The sequence below is a fragment of the Kribbella deserti genome, assembly GCF_042434725.1.
Taxonomy (GTDB): Bacteria; Actinomycetota; Actinomycetes; order Propionibacteriales; family Kribbellaceae; genus Kribbella; species Kribbella deserti.
In genome coordinates this window covers 431,755-448,383 of sequence record NZ_JBHLTC010000018.1, presented here as the reverse complement: position 1 = coordinate 448,383, position 16,629 = coordinate 431,755, and the positions used below count along the sequence as shown (strand labels likewise).

14 protein-coding genes are annotated in these 16,629 nt (G+C 67.7%); 6 read left to right on the top strand and 8 right to left on the bottom strand.

The window, feature by feature from the left end:
* Window positions 1-25: 25 nt before the first annotated feature.
* Window positions 26-451 carry an organic hydroperoxide resistance protein gene (locus tag ACFFGN_RS15380; protein ID WP_380047900.1) on the bottom strand — a complete coding sequence of 142 codons (426 nt, stop codon included), beginning with the start codon at window positions 449-451 and terminating at the stop codon, window positions 26-28.
* 28 nt (window positions 452-479) lie between these two features.
* Window positions 480-1,433, bottom strand: coding sequence for a quinone oxidoreductase family protein (locus ACFFGN_RS15375; protein WP_380047898.1), 954 nt, complete (start codon window positions 1,431-1,433; stop codon window positions 480-482).
* An 80-nt stretch (window positions 1,434-1,513) separates the two neighbouring features.
* Between ACFFGN_RS15375 and ACFFGN_RS15370 the strand changes: the two genes are divergently transcribed.
* A complete protein-coding gene (locus ACFFGN_RS15370) occupies window positions 1,514-2,161 on the top strand; it encodes a TetR/AcrR family transcriptional regulator (protein ID WP_380047896.1) in 648 nt (215 codons plus the stop codon).
* Between the two features lie 3 nt (window positions 2,162-2,164).
* Here ACFFGN_RS15370 and ACFFGN_RS15365 read toward each other — a convergent pair whose 3' ends face one another.
* The 5 genes from ACFFGN_RS15365 to ACFFGN_RS15345 form a co-directional block, all read right to left on the bottom strand.
* Window positions 2,165-2,914 (bottom strand): sulfite exporter TauE/SafE family protein, encoded by a 750-nt coding sequence (locus tag ACFFGN_RS15365; protein WP_380047893.1) that lies wholly within the window; start codon window positions 2,912-2,914, stop codon window positions 2,165-2,167.
* A 149-nt stretch (window positions 2,915-3,063) separates the two neighbouring features.
* The gene (locus ACFFGN_RS15360; RefSeq protein WP_380047891.1) at window positions 3,064-4,197 is read right to left on the bottom strand and encodes an SPFH domain-containing protein; all 1,134 of its coding nucleotides are present in this window, start codon (window positions 4,195-4,197) and stop codon (window positions 3,064-3,066) included.
* A gap of 922 nt (window positions 4,198-5,119) precedes the next feature.
* Window positions 5,120-5,638: an SPFH domain-containing protein gene (locus ACFFGN_RS15355; RefSeq protein ID WP_380047889.1), complete on the bottom strand. Its 519-nt coding sequence runs from the start codon at window positions 5,636-5,638 to the stop codon at window positions 5,120-5,122.
* A gap of 2 nt (window positions 5,639-5,640) precedes the next feature.
* Window positions 5,641-6,120 (bottom strand): NfeD family protein, encoded by a 480-nt coding sequence (locus ACFFGN_RS15350; protein WP_380047887.1) that lies wholly within the window; start codon window positions 6,118-6,120, stop codon window positions 5,641-5,643.
* 76 nt (window positions 6,121-6,196) lie between these two features.
* On the bottom strand, window positions 6,197-6,979 hold the full coding sequence (locus ACFFGN_RS15345) for an ABC transporter ATP-binding protein (protein ID WP_380047885.1): 783 nt from the start codon (window positions 6,977-6,979) through the stop codon (window positions 6,197-6,199).
* A 77-nt stretch (window positions 6,980-7,056) separates the two neighbouring features.
* On the opposite strand from ACFFGN_RS15345, the gene ACFFGN_RS15340 reads away from it, so the two are divergent.
* On the top strand, window positions 7,057-7,800 hold the full coding sequence (locus ACFFGN_RS15340; protein WP_380047883.1) for an Rv1486c family protein: 744 nt from the start codon (window positions 7,057-7,059) through the stop codon (window positions 7,798-7,800).
* Between the two features lie 546 nt (window positions 7,801-8,346).
* Window positions 8,347-9,567 carry a phosphoserine phosphatase SerB gene (gene serB, locus ACFFGN_RS15335; protein WP_380047881.1) on the top strand — a complete coding sequence of 407 codons (1,221 nt, stop codon included), beginning with the start codon at window positions 8,347-8,349 and terminating at the stop codon, window positions 9,565-9,567.
* Window positions 9,568-9,582: 15 nt separating this feature from the next.
* Here serB and ACFFGN_RS15330 read toward each other — a convergent pair whose 3' ends face one another.
* Window positions 9,583-9,996 (bottom strand): hypothetical protein, encoded by a 414-nt coding sequence (locus tag ACFFGN_RS15330; protein ID WP_380047879.1) that lies wholly within the window; start codon window positions 9,994-9,996, stop codon window positions 9,583-9,585.
* Window positions 9,997-10,196: 200 nt separating this feature from the next.
* On the opposite strand from ACFFGN_RS15330, the gene ACFFGN_RS15325 reads away from it, so the two are divergent.
* The 3 genes from ACFFGN_RS15325 (at window position 10,197) to cphA (ending at window position 15,588) form a co-directional block, all read left to right on the top strand.
* A complete protein-coding gene (locus ACFFGN_RS15325) occupies window positions 10,197-11,636 on the top strand; it encodes a glycoside hydrolase family 16 protein (RefSeq protein ID WP_380047877.1) in 1,440 nt (479 codons plus the stop codon).
* 86 nt (window positions 11,637-11,722) lie between these two features.
* On the top strand, window positions 11,723-12,784 hold the full coding sequence (locus ACFFGN_RS15320; RefSeq protein WP_380047875.1) for a cyanophycinase: 1,062 nt from the start codon (window positions 11,723-11,725) through the stop codon (window positions 12,782-12,784).
* On the top strand, window positions 12,781-15,588 hold the full coding sequence (gene cphA, locus ACFFGN_RS15315; protein ID WP_380047873.1) for a cyanophycin synthetase: 2,808 nt from the start codon (window positions 12,781-12,783) through the stop codon (window positions 15,586-15,588). The genes ACFFGN_RS15320 and cphA overlap by 4 nt, the downstream gene beginning before the upstream one ends.
* Window positions 15,589-16,629: the final 1,041 nt, after the last annotated feature.

The following is a 16,629-nucleotide window of genomic DNA, read 5'->3' as shown; positions in this document are numbered from 1 at the left end:
GACCGGGCTTCTGAACGAAGGCGGATCAGGCGACGGCGTGGCTCACGTCGATGTTGCCGCGGGTGGCGTTGGAGTACGGGCAGACCGAGTCGGCCGCGGCCACGAGCTGCTCGGCGACCTCACGCTCGATGCCAGGCAGCGTCACTACCAGGCGAACCTGCAGACCGTACGCGGCACCGCCGTTGATCGGGCCAATACCGACCTCAGCCTCGACGGTCGACTCCCCCGCCTCCTGGCGAGCCCGGCGGGCAACCAGCTTCAGGGCGCTGTGGAAGCAGGCCGCGAACCCGGCGGCGAACAGCTGCTCGGGGTTGGTGCCGTCACCGGAACCACCCATCTCCTTGGGCGGCGAGACAACTACGTCGAGCTTGCCGTCGTCGGTGGCGACGCGACCGTCGCGACCACCCTCAGCGGTGGCGTGCGCGGTGTAGATGACCTTGTCGAGAGACATGCGGTATTGCTCCTTCGAGGGTTGGGGATCAGCGGGAGGGGTCGAGCACGAGCTTGCCGACGCTGCGGCGCTCGCGGAGATCAAGGTGGGCCTTGGCGACCTCGGACATCCCGTACTCCCCGCCGACCAGCGGCTTGAGCTCACCCTTGGCCGTCAGGTCGAGCAGCTCGGCCACGGGGTCGGCCAGCAGCGACGGGGTCGTGAAGCAGTCGGCGAGCCAAAAGCCGATGACCGACTTCGAGCCCTTCATCAGCCGACTGGTCTCAATCGGCTTCGCGTTCTCGCGAGAGGCCGACCCGAAGGTCACGAGCCGGCCGAACCGGCCCAGCGCGTCGAACGACTCGTCGAAGGTCGGACCGCCGACCATCTCCAGCACGATGTCGATCGGCTTGCCGCCGTTCGCCTCGATGATGCGGTCCTTGAGGCCTTCGGGGTTGCCGTCGATCGCGACATCCGCACCGAGTTCCAGCGTCTTCTGGCGCTTCTCGTCACTGGAAGCCGTCGCGATGACCCGGCCGGCTCCCCAGCGCTTGGCGAGCTGGATCGCGAGCGAACCAACACCACCCGCACCGGCGTGCACGAGCACGGACTCGCCCGCCTGCAGATGCGTCGACGTCTTGAGCAGGTGCCACGCGGTGGTGCCCTGCAGCACGATGGCCAGCGCGTCGCCGTCGCTCACCTCGTCGGGAAGATCAAAGGCGTACGCCGCGTGGGCGACGGCCTTCTCGGCGTAGCCACCGGAGCCGACCAGGGCCACGACGCGACGGCCGTCCTCGGTCCGGCCGACCACCTCACCACCCGGAATCATCGGCAACGTGGCGCGCTGCAGGTAGCTGTTCTCGACCTGATGAGTGTCGGCGTAGTTGATGCCGGCACGGTCCACATGGATCAGCACCTGGCCGTCGCCCGGCTTGGGCTCCTCGACCTCGCTGACATTGAGTACCTCGGGGCCACCGAACTCGGTGATCTGCACGGCTCGCACAACAATTTCCCTTCTGGTGGAAAGCTTCTCTACGTTGTACTGTACACCGTACGTTATCGATTCCAAAGGAGACCCACGTCATGCCCAGAACGCCGCGGAATACGCTCAGTCCAGAGCTGATCGTCGAGACCGCGCTGGGCTTGATGGAGGCCAAAGGCACCAACGGCTTCAGCCTGCGCGCGCTGGCGGGTGAACTGGGTGTCGGCCCGATGGCGATCTACACCTATTTCCGCAACAAGGACGAGTTGTACGACGCCGTCCGGGATCACCTGCTTGCGACGGGCGCGCCGACACCGGGTGACGGCCCGTGGCAGGACCAGGTCCGCTCGATCTGCGGCGGACTGCGGGACCTGATGCTGCAGCACCCTTGCCTGGTGCAACTACTCGGGGGCCGGCCGTTGAGCGGGCAGGAAACCGTCGGGCTCGCCGAGATCCACCTGCGAGTGCTGCGCTCGGCGGGGTTCGGCCCCGAGGACGCGGCGCGGGCGCACATCGCCTTGTTCACCTACGTGCTCGGGTCCACCTCGTGGGAGACCCAGCTGAAGGCGGAGCGCCAGGACCCGGAAGGCCGGCGGCGGTTGCGTGCGACGATGGAATCGCTGTCTTCGGCGGATTACCCAACGGTGGTTGAGCTGGCGCCGGAGCTTTCCCTGACGTCGGGCGGTCCTGAGCAGTTCGAGTATGGCCTGGACCTGCTGCTGGCCGGCCTCTCCGCGCGATTGGGCTGACGCCTACAGCAACATGGTGGCGACAGCGGTGACGCCGATGATCACGATCAAGGCCCGGAGCGCGATAGGCGGAAGGCGCCGGCCGTAGCGGCCCCCGATCAGACCGCCAACGGTAGAACCGAAGGCGATCAGTGCGACCGCCAGCCAATTGACGTCCGCCACGATGACGAAGAGTACGGCGGTGATGCCGTTCACCACCGTAGCCAGCACGTTCTTGAGGCCGTTCATTCGCTGCAGGTTCGGGTCCAGGCCGATACCGAGAATGGCCATCAGCAGAACGCCTTGGGCCGCGCCGAAGTAGCCGCCGTAGATACCGGTGAGGAACACCGCCGGGATGACCCACCAGGCGCCGCGATGCTTGGCGCCGTTCGGCAGGTTGATCTTGCGCGAGAGCCACGGCTGCAGAACAACGAGCGTGCAGCCGAGCAGGATCAGGCCGGGAACGACGGCGTCAAAGGCGGATCCGGGCAGCTTCAGCAGCAGCACTCCCCCGACCACGGCACCGATCAGCGAGGCCGGCACCAACCGGAAGATCCGTCCGCGCTGTCCGGCGAGTTCGCGGCGATAGCCGATCGCGCCCGCGGCCGTACCGGGCGCGAGGCCGATGGTATTGCTGACGTTCGCCAGCACCGGTGGCAATCCAGCCGCCAGCAAGGCCGGGAATGTGAGCAGCGTGCCCGATCCCACGACCGCGTTAATGGTGCCCGCGCCGACTCCGGCCGCCAGCACGAGGACCGCCTCGAACCATGTCATCGTCGTCAGACTCTACGCACCTGGACATCGTTTGCCGTATCAGTCTCGTCACACGGAAGGTGATGTCGCGCAGCTCACAACTCCACGCAGACGCAAAGCGCCCGGTGACTCCGCAAAGGAGCCACCGGGCGCTGCGTGCGTTCGAGAGGTCAGATAGTCGGAGGCTGGTCCTGGACCGGCGAGGTGGACGACGGCGTCACGGGCTTGCCGGAACCGACGGCGGCCTTCTGGGCAGCCGCGATGGCTTCCTGCACGGCGTTGTCGGCCTCGGCCACGGCCTGGGCCTGGTCCGTCGGCGATCCCGACTCGACCTCCGGCGTGGAGGACGGGCTGTCCAGCTCGGGCTCGGGGAACGGGCCCTCGGCCTTCTGCGGAATACCGGCGATCTGGCCGACGGCACTGCCGAGGCCTTCCATCGCCTTGCCGATCTCGCTCGGAATGATCCACAGCTTGTTCGAGTCGCCCTGGGCGATCGAGGGCAGCATCTGCAGGTACTGATAGGCCAGCAGGCCTTGGTCCGGCTTGCCGGCGTGAATCGCGTTGAAGACGGTCGTGATGGCCTGCGCCTCACCCTGGGCCTTGAGGATCCGGGCCTCCCGCTCGGCCTGCGCACGCAGAATGCGGGATTCCTTGTCACCCTGAGCAGTCAGAATCGCCGACTGCTTCTGACCTTCGGCCGAGAGCACGGCCGACTGGCGCATACCTTCGGCGGTCAGAATGGCGGCGCGCTTGTCCCGGTCGGCACGCATCTGCTTCTCCATCGAGTCCTGGATGGAGGGAGGCGGGTCGATCGAGCGCAGCTCGACGCGGTTGACGCGAATACCCCACTTGCCGGTGGCCTCGTCCAGCACGTAGCGCAGCTTCTCGTTGATCTCCTCGCGCGACGTCAGCGTCTGCTCGAGGTCCATGCCACCGATGATGTTTCGCAGCGTCGTCATGGTGAGCTGCTCGATGGCCTGGATGTAGTTCGAGATCTCGTACGTCGCGCGGACCGGGTCGTTGACCTGGAAGTAGATGACGGAGTCGATCGACACCATCAGGTTGTCCTCGGTGATGACACCCTGCGGCGGGAATGCGACGACCTGCTCACGCATGTCGATGGTGTAGCGAACCTTGTCGACGAACGGCATCAACAGGTTCAGGCCGGGCTGCAGGCCGACCTTGAACTTGCCGAACCGCTCCACGATGCCGACCGTCTGCTGCTGCACCACCCGGACGGATTTGATCAAGGTCACGATCACCAGAACGGCGACCAGTGCCAGGATGACTATGAACGCGGTCACGGGACCCTCCAACTCGAACTGCACCTGAGAACCGACAGTCTTTCGTATGGACGGGCCAGCCACCACCGGGGTTCCCTCACGATCCGGCCACACCTTGCCGGCGGCCTTCAGTTCTTTGTCGCGAGTGGTCGCGTGTGAACCACCCGTGGCCGGATCCACCGACGCCCGGTGGTCACCGCACGATGCGCCGGGCGGTCCCACGCGCGCCCTCCTGGCAAGCATCGTGTCGCTTGTGCTGGTCGTGCCGATTGGGCCGGTTGGGCCGGGTTGTGCGGTTTGGCCGGGTTCGTTGGTGGGTGGCGCCGCTGGTGGTGGCGGGGGTAGATCCTTTCCCACGGTCGGACGCGAAATGCGGCGGTTGAGGCCGGCCAGTACCGGGTTTTGGTGCGGCTGCCGGGTATTCGTACGACTACCTGGCTGCAACCGGGTAGCGCGCAAACAGCCCGGCAGCGGCCGCGCTACAACCCGGCAGTCGCGCAGTAGCCCGGTACTCGGGCAACAATCGGCATCCAGCCGCCACCTCGAAACCGCACGGGCCAGCTGGCGCGGTGTCGTGCGCGTGGCCAGCCATCGCGCCGGTGGGTTAACCCCGGAATCCCAGGTGGTAACCCACGTCGACCGTGGCCAGCCACTCTCTCGCCGGCCATCCGTCGGCCTTCTCGCCGGGCCTGGCCGACCGTGTCGGCGTCCCCATCTCAAACGCGACCACGCGGCGGATCGCAGCGACGTCCGCCCGTCTGATCGCCGCGGATCGCCTGGTGAGCGCGGGGGTTAATCCGTGAAAAGGGAGGTGGCCCCGTCGAATCGCGGACGTTGACCTTCCGTCTCGCGAGTTTACCCTCGAAGAGTCGGATTCGCTCTGCAGGTAAGGGGATTCAGTTCATGGCGCGCTCAAGCCGTCGCCTCGGCGGTGAGTCAGGGCTTAGGCGCTTGGTGCTGAGGGCAACGAGGCCCGTTCGACGGCGGGTACGTCGACTTCGGTGATCCGGAGTCCCCAGGCCGCCGCGGGCTGCGCGAGGGCTGTCGCGATGGCCTGGCGGATGTGGTGCCGCCCGGTCAGGGCGCCGTACTCGTCGAGGGTGCCGGTCACCTGCCGCGCGGCGAGCGTCGCAACCTGCTCGAGGCCCTGGTGGAAATTCGCGACCTCGTAGACGGCGAGGCGCGGATCGATGACCTGGAAGTGGATGACGGGTTGAGCCGAGACCACCTTGTTGTCGTTCGTCACGAGCGGCATCGCCGCCAGCTGCAGCACCATCGGCCGCAGGCTGACCCGATGCGCGACCTTGTCCACGAACGGAATCCGAAAAGCCACACCGGGCTGCAGTACGGTCTGGAACTTGCCCAGCCGTTCAACCAGGCCAGCGGTGTCCGGGGCCACCCGGGTCACCGAGGCCGCCAGCAGGACGAGCACCAGCAGCACGGCGACGAGCAGAACCACCACGACTAACCAAGCTCCTTGTGCGGAGGCGGATCCCCGATCGGATAGACCACGGCGGTCGCGCCGTCGATCTTCATCACCTCGACGCGAGTGCCGGGCGGAATCGTCGACACGTCGTCGTACGGCCGGGCGGTCCACAGCTCACCGCCGAGCCGGATCGAGCCGCCGCCGTCGGGATGGATCTCCTTCACCACCACGCCACTTCGGCCGACCTCATGCGCGTGACCGGTCTTCAGCTCACCATGGTGATGCAGCTTCTTCACCAGCATCGGCCGGATCGCCACCAGCATGGCCGCCGCGGTGATGATCGCGACGAGGATCTGCAACCAGACCAGGCCCGGGAACACCACCGCCGCGCCGGTGGCGGCGAGCGCTCCGGCGGCCAGCATCAACAGGGTGAAGTCGAGGGTCGCGAGTTCGGCGAGAGCGAGCAGCGCCGCGATGGCGGCCCAGATCGCCCAGGGGTTGTCGCCCAGCCAGTCCATGCGCCCAGACTAGCCGTTGTCAGGGCCTCGGAGACCGGCGCGCACGACGTGTTCGCGTCGTACGGCGTCGGTGGGGTCAGACAGCGCGGGCGGAGTAGCGGTTGTTGGCGAACTCGAGGGCCAGCGGCAGACCGAACGTCTCGCTCAACGTCTGCGAGGTAAGGGCCTCGTCCATCGGCCCGGCCGCGACGATCTTGCCCTGCTTGAGCAACAGGGCGTGGGTGAATCCCGGCGGGATCTCCTCGACGTGATGCGTGACCAGCACCATCGCGGGCGCGCCTTCGGCCGTCGCGATACCGGATAGCGAACGCACGAGCTGTTCGCGCCCGGCGAGGTCGAGACCCGCGGCCGGTTCGTCCAGCAGCATCAGCTCGGGATCGGTCATCAACGCGCGCGCGATCTGAACGCGTTTGCGCTCGCCTTCGGACAACGTGCCGAAGGTGCGTTCGGCCAGGTGCCCGATGCCGAGGTCCTTCAGCAACGCGGCGGCCCGTTGGTGGTCCAGGTCGTCGTACTCCTCGCGCCACCGGCCGAGCACGGCGTACGACGCGGAGACGACAACGTCCGAGACGCGCTCCGACTTCGGCAGGCGATCCGCGAGGGCGGCGCTGGTGAGACCGATCCGCGGCCGCAGTTCGAACACGTCGATCGTGCCGAGCACATCGCCGAGCAGCCCGGCGACCCCTGTGGTCGGGTGGATCTGGGCCGCGAGCACCTGTAGCAAGGTCGTTTTACCGGCGCCGTTCGGCCCGATCACGACCCACCGATCGGTCTCGTCGACCGTCCAGTCGATGCCGTCCACCAAATGCGAGCCGCCCCGCACCACCGAGACGCCCGCCAGCTCAACCACCGAAGTCATGGACCAAAACCTACGGGGTCGGTCCAGCGCCTTCGCAGCAGGGCCGCGCGGTTGGCCGGGATGAGATGATCTCCGACGTGCTGACCACTGCTGCCTCGGTGCGTTTCACCGTCTGGACCAACGCGATGCTGACCAGTGCCTGCGACCCGGACACGGCCGCGCGCAAGATCCTCGGCGACGACGTCGGCCACCACGTCGCCGGCCTCGCCGCCCATCCCGCGCCCGCGACGTTGCCGGTCGCCCTCAACCTTCTGCGTACGGCGGGCGCGACCGAGGCCTACCTCGCCCTACCCGTGCCGGGTGATCCGATCGGCCTCGCTGGCCCGACCGCGTTCAACGAGGCCGCGCTCGAATCGGGCGAGGCCGTCGTCGTGGCCGGGGCCTCGGTCGGCCTCGTTCCCGCGTACGTCGGCCCGGCCGTCCAGTGGACGGTGATGCCGGCCAGCACACCACCTCCCGCGGATCTCGGTGAGGCCGACCGTGGTCTGCGTCTGGCCCTGATCGACGCGGCCGAGTCCCTCGCGGCGCTGGATGTCGCCAAGTGGAAGCCGGAAATCGCCGACGCCCTGCTGGACATTCGCAAGATCGGCCGGGGTGATGGGGATGACCTCGCCCCTGGCTACGAACCCCGCGCGGTCAAAGCGGCCGCGACCGCCCGTCGCTGCCTGGCGATCGCCGAAGCCGCCCTCGAAGACGACGGCGCCGCCGTCACCCGGGTAGACGCCGACCTCCGCCGCCGCGCCGTACTAGACCTTGCCGCCGCCGCCCGCCGCGCCCTGGTAGCCGCCTGCGGCCCACCCCTCCCCGACCTCCTCCGCTGACAGTCATGAGGTGAGGGCGATGAGGCTCGCCTCGCCGCCTTCCGCTTAGCCCGTCAGGGCGGGGCGGACCGCCGCACCGACAGTTGACGGGAGGTGTCTGTGAACGCTCGGCGCATCGATGCTCGGTCAAGGCCCATCCGCGTCGTCTGACAGGTAGACGCCGAAAGAGTGCGGCTCGACGTCTCAGCTGAGGGCTCGACGATTGCGTCCTGCGCGACTTCGCGGGTGCCGGGACTTCGCGCCACTACCGGGTTGTGGTGGCACCAGTGCCGAGTAGTTGTACCGCTACCCGGTTGAAGGCAGGTACCCGCAACAAAAGTCGGCAGCCGACCACGGCTTGTCCGGCCAGCCGGTATCCGCCAGAAGTCGATCGACCGGAGCCGAACCAAATGCCGCCAGCTCTCCCCCGCACCGTTCGCTCACCTTGGCGGAAGCAGTGCAACACGCCGAGCGAAGGCGCCCAGGCTCGCGGCCACCTCGACCGCAGCTTGAGATTGGGGTCCGGTGGGCGGACGGGGGTGGGGGTTCGGTAGATTCAGGTATGCCATGAATGCGCAGCCGCCGGTCTCGCCCGAAGCCCCGCCGAATCGCCCGACTCTGCTGGTCACGTTGACCGGTACGGATCGTCCGGGCCTTACCTCGGCGGTGCTCACCACGCTGGCCGGCAAGAACCTCGAGGTGATCGACGCTGAGCAGGTCGTACTACGAGGGCATCTCGTGCTCGGGGTGCTGCTGAACGCGCCGCGCGACGACTCGTCGCTGAAGGCGGAGCTGGCTCAGCTCGCGGCCGACCTGGATGTCGAGATCGAGGTCAACATCGGCCTTGGCGACAACGAGCCGCGCCGCAAGGGCCGTAGCGGTGTCACCGTGATCGGGCATCCCCTGACCGCCTCGCAGCTCGCCGCGATCGCCGGCCGGATCGCGGATACCGGCGCCAACATCGACCGCATCAGCCGGATGGCGCGTTACCCGGTGACGGCCATCGAGATCGCGGTGTCCGGTGCGGATCCGGAGTCGCTGCGTACGGTCCTCGCCCTCGAAGGCGTGGCCCAGGGCGTCGACGTCGCCGTACAGGCTGGTGGGCTCTATCGCCGGTCGAAGCGGCTGATCGTGATGGACGTCGACTCGACCCTGATCCAGGGCGAGGTGATCGAGATGCTCGCGGCCCACGCCGGTCGCGAGGCAGAGGTCGCCGCCGTCACCGAACAGGCGATGCGCGGCGAACTCGACTTCGCCGACTCCCTGCGGTCCCGGGTCGCCACCCTCAAGGGGCTCGACGCCTCGGTGCTGGACAAGGTGTACGACGCGATCGAGCTCGCGCCTGGCGCCCGTACGTTGGTCCGCACGCTGAAGCGTCTCGGTTATCGGTTCGCCATCGTGAGTGGCGGGTTCAGCCACATCACCGATCGGCTCGCGGCGGATCTCGGCATCGACTACGCGATGGCCAACCAACTCGAGATCGTGGACGGTCTGCTCACCGGCCGGGTGATCGGCGACATCGTCGATCGCGCCGGTAAGGCGACGGCCCTGCGCCGGTTCGCGGCGGACCTGGACATTCCGTTGTCCCAGACGGTCGCGATCGGCGACGGCGCGAACGACCTCGACATGCTGGCCGCGGCCGGTCTCGGCGTCGCCTTCAACGCCAAGCCCATCGTCCGCGACGCCGCCGACACCCACCTGTCGGTCCCCTACCTCGACACGATCCTGTACCTGCTCGGCATCAAGCGCGAAGAAGTAGAAGCCGCCGACGCCGACCAGCACCACTGAGCCCCGGCCGGCCGTTCACCACCTGCGGGCGACGCTGCGCGCGTTAGCCGCCAGTACTACGACCAGTAGACCGAGGCAGCCTCCGAGGCGGAACCGGCCATCGCTACGACACGCGAGCTGGACCGGCAACATGCTGGAGTCATCGGGCACGCCCCGAATGGTCGAGATCGACGGCGCCGAGGCGCAATGCACCAGGCTGCCGTCCTGCGGATCGGCGACCACGACCGGGCTGAACACCACCATCGCCAAGGCGAAGACCGCCGCCAGACAGGCTGCCAGAATGGTCGCTGCCGACGCGTCGAGGCAACGCCGCCGCGACAGCATCATGCCCGCGATCACAGGTGCGGCGAAACCGATGGCCAGCAGCACGAACGCGACCCACTGAAGCGACGGTCCCCACTCGAAGTAGATCCGTTCGCCAGATGGCACGGCGCCACCTCCTTCCTCAACCAGACGCTGTTCTGCGTGTGGAAGTTCGGCGCCGAACGACGCTGACGGGAATCCGACACGTAGCCAGCTGTTGACCGTAGGTGATGAGAGCGCTTCCATGAGGCGAGAACCGGGACGTGGGTCGCGGACAAACCGCCCTGCGGCGCGTACCGGTGGAACCTGGAGGTCGGCTCATGCGCATGACGGAAGTGCTCCCAGCGACCCGGCCGCAACGCCGGCGACGGCAGCGCTGGCGGGGACAGCTGCTACTTCGAAAGCGGCGGACGGCGTTGATCGCGGCCGTGGCAGCGCTGGTGGTCGCCGTACCCGTGAGCATCGCGGCCCAGGCGAGTGTGCCGCCGCCTCCGGCCGGATGGACGATGGTGTGGAGCGACGACTTCACCGGGCCGGCGAACACTCTGCCGTCATCGGCGAACTGGATCATCGACACCGGGCACAACTACCCGGGCGGTCCCGCGAACTGGGGCACGGGCGAGATCCAGAACTTCACCAACAGCACCCAGAACGTCGCCCACGATGGCGCGGGCAATCTCCGCATCACCCCGCTCCGGGATGGCGCCGGGAACTGGACGTCGGCCCGGATCGAGACGCACCGCAGCAACTTCCGGCCACCCGCGGGCGGAGTACTGGCTATCGAAGGCCGGATCCAGATGCCCAACGTGACAGGCCAGGCGGCGCTCGGGTATTGGCCCGCGTTCTGGGCACTCGGTTCGCCATACCGAGGCAACTACTGGAACTGGCCGGGTATTGGCGAGTTCGACATCATGGAGAACGTCAACGGCATCAACTCGGTTTGGGCCGTACTGCACTGCGGAGTCAACCCAGGCGGCCCCTGCAACGAAACCTCGGGTATCGGCGCCAACCGGGCTTGCCCGGGTTCAACCTGCCAATCGGCCTTCCATACCTACAGGTTCGAGTGGGACACAAGCATCTCGCCGAACCAGTTGAGGTGGTACGTCGACGGCCAGCAGTTCCACACCGTCACGCAGAACCAACTACCTGCAGACACCTGGAACAACATGACGAACCACGCGGGCTACTTCATCTTGCTGAACGTCTCGATCGGTGGAGCCTTCCCGAACGCCCTAGGCGGCCAGACGCCTACAGCAGCAACCGTGCCGGGTCGTCCCATGCTTGTGGACTACGTAGCGGTTTCGACTCGTGGAGGTGGCACCCAGCCGCCCACCACTCCCCCGCCGGGTGGAGGCGGTAGCGCGTACAGCACGATCCAGGCCGAGGCCTACAGCCAGCAAGGCGGTGTAATCGTCGAAGGCACCTCGGACAGCGGCGGCGGCCAGAACATAGGTGCAGTGGCCAACGGCGACTGGACGGTCTACCCGAAGATCGACTTTGGCAGTACGGCGGCCAGGCAGTTCAGCGCCCGGGTGGCGTCCGGAGCCGGCGGTGGCGTCAGCGGCCTGGTAGAGGTCCGTCTGGACAGTAGAAGCAATCCACCCATCGGCAGCTTCGCAATCGGCAATACCGGCGGCTGGCAGAGCTGGCGAACCGTGCCCGCCAACATCAGCGGCGTCACCGGTATACATGACGTCTATCTGACCTTCACCAGCGGCCAACCAGCGGACTTCGTCAACGTCAACTGGTTCACCTTCGCGAGGTAGTGGCCCGACCCCAGCAGGGCGGCTCCGGTCCGGTGGATCGGAGTCGCCATGCCGGTTTGGGGGGTGGGAGCACCTATCCTTCGCGTATGTCTGAACAGCATGGCGAGACACAGGTCGCGGGCCGCGGGGCCCTCTTTGCGATCGGCGGTGCCGAGGACAAGCTCAAGAAGCGCATGGTGCTCCAGGAGTTCGTCGACGCCGCCGGTGGTTCCGAAGCGCGCATCGTGGTGGTGCCGACGGCCTCGGCGCTCGGCCCTGACGTCGTCGATGTGTACGCCGCGCTCTTCTCCGCCCTCGGCGCCAAGCAGGTCGTCGGAGTCCGTCCCGAAACCCGTGAGGACGCCGAGGACCCGGCCTTCGTGGAACCACTGCACACCGCCACGGGCATCTTCATGACCGGTGGTAACCAGCTCAAGCTCAGCGGCGTCGTCTCCGGTACGGCGTTCGGCAAGGCGGTCACCGACGCCCACGCCCGCGGCGCCACCGTCGGAGGTACGTCGGCGGGCGCGAGCATCCTGGCCGAGCACATGATCGCCTTCGGTCGCGCGGGCGCCACCCCGCGGCAGCGGATGAGCCAGCTCGCCAGCGGCCTCGGCCTGGTCCAGGGCGCGATCGTCGATCAGCACTTCGCGCAGCGCAATCGCTATGGCCGCTTGCTGTCCCTGGTCGCGCAGTCGCCGGGCCTGCTCGGTATCGGCGTCGACGAGGACACCGCCGCCGTCGTGCACGGTGACCACCTGGAGGTTGTCGGCCGCGGTGCCGTCACGATCTTCGACGGCAGCAACATCACCACCAACGCACACCACGCCAAGCGGTCGGAGACCCTGCTGGCCTCTGGCGTGGTCTTGCACGTTCTGCCCGCCGGTGCGACGTTCAACCTGAAGGCGCGCGCCCTCGTGTCGTACGGCGGACAGCCCCCGGCGGAAGAGCTCGCGGAGATCGAGCGGGCCGAGGCCGACCTGAGAGCCCTGGCCGCGGAGATCGCCGCCGACGGGGTTTCACCCACCTACTACGCGGAGCGCAAACGCCGGGCCGCCAGTCGCAAGCCGAAGAGACCCGTGGCGGCAGCCGACGCAGCTGCCGCCGAGATCGTCGTACCGGCTGAGACTCCACCGACCACCCCGAGCACAGACAGTGGGAGCGCATGAACCAAGAGCAGGGCACCCGGCCCAGCCCCGACCTGAAGATCATCGAGACCCGCGTCTACCGCGGTCCGAACATCTGGAGCTACGACCCGGCCATCCACCTGGTGGTCGATCTCGGCTCGCTGGAGGACTTTCCATCGAACACGATCGACGGCTTCACCGAGAACCTCCTGGCGCATCTTCCCCGGTTGGACCAGCATCATTGCTCGCGCGGCAAGAAGGGCGGCTTTCTCGAGCGCCTGGACGAGGGAACGTGGCTCGGGCACATCGCCGAGCACGTCTCGCTGCAGCTGCAGCAAGAGGCCGGCCACGACATGCGGCGCGGCAAGACCCGCCAGGTCAAGGGTGTGCCCGGTCGCTACAACATCATCTACTCGTACGCCGATGAGGCCGTCGGCCTGGCCGCGGGTGAACTCGCCGTCCGGTTCGTGAACCACCTGGTGCAGCCGGAGCCCGACTTCGACTTCACCACCGAGCTCGAGCGGTTCATCAAGCAGGCCGAGCGAACCGCTTTCGGTCCGTCCACCCAGGCCATCGTCGAAGAGGCGATGTCGCGCGACATCCCCTGGATCAGGCTGAACAAGCATTCCCTGGTGCAGCTCGGCCAGGGCGTGCACGCGAAGCGCATCCGGGCCACGATGACGTCCGAGACCGGCTCGATCGCGGTCGACGTGGCCAGCGACAAGGACCTCACCACCCGGCTGCTCGCGTCGGCCGGCCTGCCCGTTCCCCGGTCGGACTCGGTCCGGACCGTCGACGACGCGGTCAGCGTGGCGAACAGGATCGGTTATCCCGTCGTCTGCAAACCCCTCGACGGCAACCACGGCCGCGGCGTCTGCCTGAACCTGCAGAGCGCCGACGAGGTGCGTGAGGCCTTCCCGATCGCCGCGGACCAGTCCCGCCGCGGCTGGGTGATCGTCGAGAACTTCGTCACCGGTAAGGACTACCGCTGCCTGATCATCAACGGCCGGATGGAGGCCATCGCCGAGCGCGTACCGGCCCACGTGGTCGGTGATGGTCAGCACACCGTGGCCGAGCTGGTCGAGATCACCAACGCCGATCCGCGCCGTGGTGTCGGGCACGAGAAGATCCTGACCCGGATCACCGTGAACGCCGCCGCCGTCGAGCTGGTCCGCAGCCAGGGCTTCGAGATGGACGACGTACCGCCCGCGGACACGATGGTGAAGCTCACGCTCACCGGCAACATGTCCACCGGTGGGATCTCGATCGACCGCACCTTCGAGGCCCACCCGGAGAACGTCGAAATCGCCGAAGAGGCCGCCCGGATGATCGGGCTGGACATCGCCGGTATCGACTTCATCTGTCCCGACATCGCCCAGCCGGTTCGAGAGACCGGCGGCGCGATCTGCGAGGTGAACGCGGCACCGGGCTTCCGGATGCACACGCACCCGACCATCGGCGATCCGCAGTACATCGCGAAACCCGTGGTGGACATGCTGTTCCCACCCGGTACGCCGAGCCGCATCCCGATCGTGGCCGTCACCGGCACCAACGGCAAGACCACCACCTCGCGAATGATCAGCCACGTCTTCAAGGGCATGGGCCACAAAGTCGGTATGACTTCGACCGACGGTGTTGTCATCGACGAGCGGCTGGTCATCCGGGCGGATGCCTCCGGCCCCAAGTCGGCCCGGATGGTGCTGCAGAACCCGCGCGTCGACCTGGCCGTGTTCGAGGTGGCCCGCGGCGGCATCCTGCGCGAAGGCCTCGGCTACGAGCGCAACGATGTGGCCGTCGTGCTGAACATCCAGCCCGACCACCTCGGTCTGCGCGGTATCGACACCCTCGAGCAGCTCGCCGATGTAAAGGCCGTGCTGGTCGAGGCCGTACCGCGAACCGGTTTCGCCGTACTGAACGCCGACGACCCACTGGTGCGGCGGATGCGCCGCCGTTGTTCGGGCCAGGTGGTCTGGTTCAGCGTCGCGGAAGCCGGTAGCGAGGTCCGCGAGTACATCGAGAGCCACTGCCGTCGCGGTGGTCGCGCCGTCGTACTCGATCGCTCGGATCTCGGCGACATGATCGTGGTCAAGCACGGCCGCCGGTCCATGCAGTTGGCGTGGACTCACCTGCTGCCATCGACCTTCGGCGGCCGCGCGATGATGAACGTGCAGAACGCGATGGCCGCCGCGGCCGCCGCCTTCGCCGCGGGCGCTCCGCTGCACGACATCCGGCAGGGCCTGCGCACGTTCTCGACGTCGTACTACCTGTCCCCCGGCCGGCTCAACGAGATCCAGGTCGACGGCCGGACCGTCATCGTCGACTACTGCCACAACGCCCCGGCGATGCGCATGCTCGGCGACTTCGTGGACAAGCTCGGCGACAATCTGGCTCAGTCGTCCGATATCGGCCGGGCCTCGCGCATCGGCGTGATCGCGACGGCCGGCGACCGGCGCGACGACGACATGCGCGAACTGGGCGAGATCGCGGCCCAGCACTTCGACGTGGTCATCGTGCGCGAGGACGTCCGCCTGCGTGGGCGCAAGGCCGGTGAATCCGCCGACCTGATCACCGAAGGCGTGCGCACCGCGATGGAGAACGGCGCCCGCTGCCGCCAGATCGAGACCGTGCTGGACGAGCTCACCGCCGTCCGGCACGCGTTGGCCCGATCCAACCCGGGCGATCTGGTCGTTCTCTGCGTCGACCAGCACCAGACCGTGCTCACCGAACTCGAGTCGGTCTCCCACCTCGCCCAAGCCGGCGCCCGTTCCGGCGACGAAGGCGGCGACCCCGACTTCGTCAAGCCCGACGAACCCAAGTCCGAAGGAGAACCCCCCACCCCGAGCTAACCCCTGCCCGGCGTCTCGCCTTCTTCCCGCGAGCGGACGCGCCCGAACGCTCCGTCGGGAGCGGATGCATGCCGTGGGCGCGTCGGAACGCCTTGTCGGGAGCGGACGCGCCCGAACGCCTTGTCACGGCCGGACGCTTCGTCGTGAGCGGGCGCGCCCGAACGCTTCGTCACAAGTGGACGCGTCCGAAACGCTTCCTCGGGAGCTGATGCTTCGTCACGAGTGGACGCTTCCGAACGCTCCGTCGGGACGGCCGCATGCCGTGGGCGCGTCGGACTCGGCCGTACGTCGGACTCGGTCACGTCGGACTCGGTCGTACGTCTGACTCGGGGGCACGTGTCACTCGGTCGCAGGTGTCACTCGGTCGTACGTCTGACTCGGTCGCAGGTGTCACTCGGTCGCAGGTGTCACTCGGTGACACGTCTCACTAGTCGTACGTCTCGCTCGGTGGCGCGTCGCGATGGCCGGGTGCCAGGTTTCGCGGCCGCTACCTGGCTGCAGCCGGGTAGCGCGACCAAAACCCGGCAGCCGGCGAACCAAAACCCGCTAGCGGCCCTGAAACCCGCCAGCCGAGTGCTCGGTCGACCTGGCGCAACGCACTTGGCGAGGTCCTGCGCAACAACCTCACCGCGAGTGGTCGCGTACAAACCCGGCCACTCGCGGCAGCAGGCACGAGTGCCGCCGCCCGCAGCAGGGCCAGCCACGCGCGACTGATCGTCGAGAGGCCCGGCTTGCCACTGCCACGAGTGGACCCGTTCACACCCGACCACTCGCCGCAGGTGGCGGGTGACCCGGGCGCCGGACTGACCGCGTCCGTACGCGACCATCCGCCGCAGAAGGCCGGCTTGCCTTTGCCACGAGAGGACCCGTTTGTACGCGACCACTCGTCGGAGATCGGGTGGCGCTCTCGTGAGTGGATCCGTTTGTACGCGACTACCCGTCGCCAGCGGGTCGGGGGCACGCAAGCGAGTGGGCGTGGTTGCACGCGTTGCCCGCTGTGGAGGGTGGGGTGAACAAAAGGGGGTGAGGTGGCGTCAACCT

What these genes read in the sequence shown, in the direction of transcription:
- ACFFGN_RS15345 (WP_380047885.1), bottom strand. Translation starts at nt 6,979, where the DNA reads ATGACTTCGGTGGTTGAGCTGGCGGGCGTCTCGGTGGTGCGGGGCGGC.
- ACFFGN_RS15350 (WP_380047887.1), bottom strand. Translation starts at nt 6,120, where the DNA reads ATGGACTGGCTGGGCGACAACCCCTGGGCGATCTGGGCCGCCATCGCG.
- cphA (WP_380047873.1), top strand. Translation starts at nt 12,781, where the DNA reads ATGAACCAAGAGCAGGGCACCCGGCCCAGCCCCGACCTGAAGATCATC.
- ACFFGN_RS15365 (WP_380047893.1), bottom strand. Translation starts at nt 2,914, where the DNA reads ATGACATGGTTCGAGGCGGTCCTCGTGCTGGCGGCCGGAGTCGGCGCG.
- ACFFGN_RS15320 (WP_380047875.1), top strand. Translation starts at nt 11,723, where the DNA reads ATGTCTGAACAGCATGGCGAGACACAGGTCGCGGGCCGCGGGGCCCTC.
- ACFFGN_RS15380 (WP_380047900.1), bottom strand. Translation starts at nt 451, where the DNA reads ATGTCTCTCGACAAGGTCATCTACACCGCGCACGCCACCGCTGAGGGT.
- ACFFGN_RS15370 (WP_380047896.1), top strand. Translation starts at nt 1,514, where the DNA reads ATGCCCAGAACGCCGCGGAATACGCTCAGTCCAGAGCTGATCGTCGAG.
- ACFFGN_RS15325 (WP_380047877.1), top strand. Translation starts at nt 10,197, where the DNA reads ATGACGGAAGTGCTCCCAGCGACCCGGCCGCAACGCCGGCGACGGCAG.
- serB (WP_380047881.1), top strand. Translation starts at nt 8,347, where the DNA reads ATGAATGCGCAGCCGCCGGTCTCGCCCGAAGCCCCGCCGAATCGCCCG.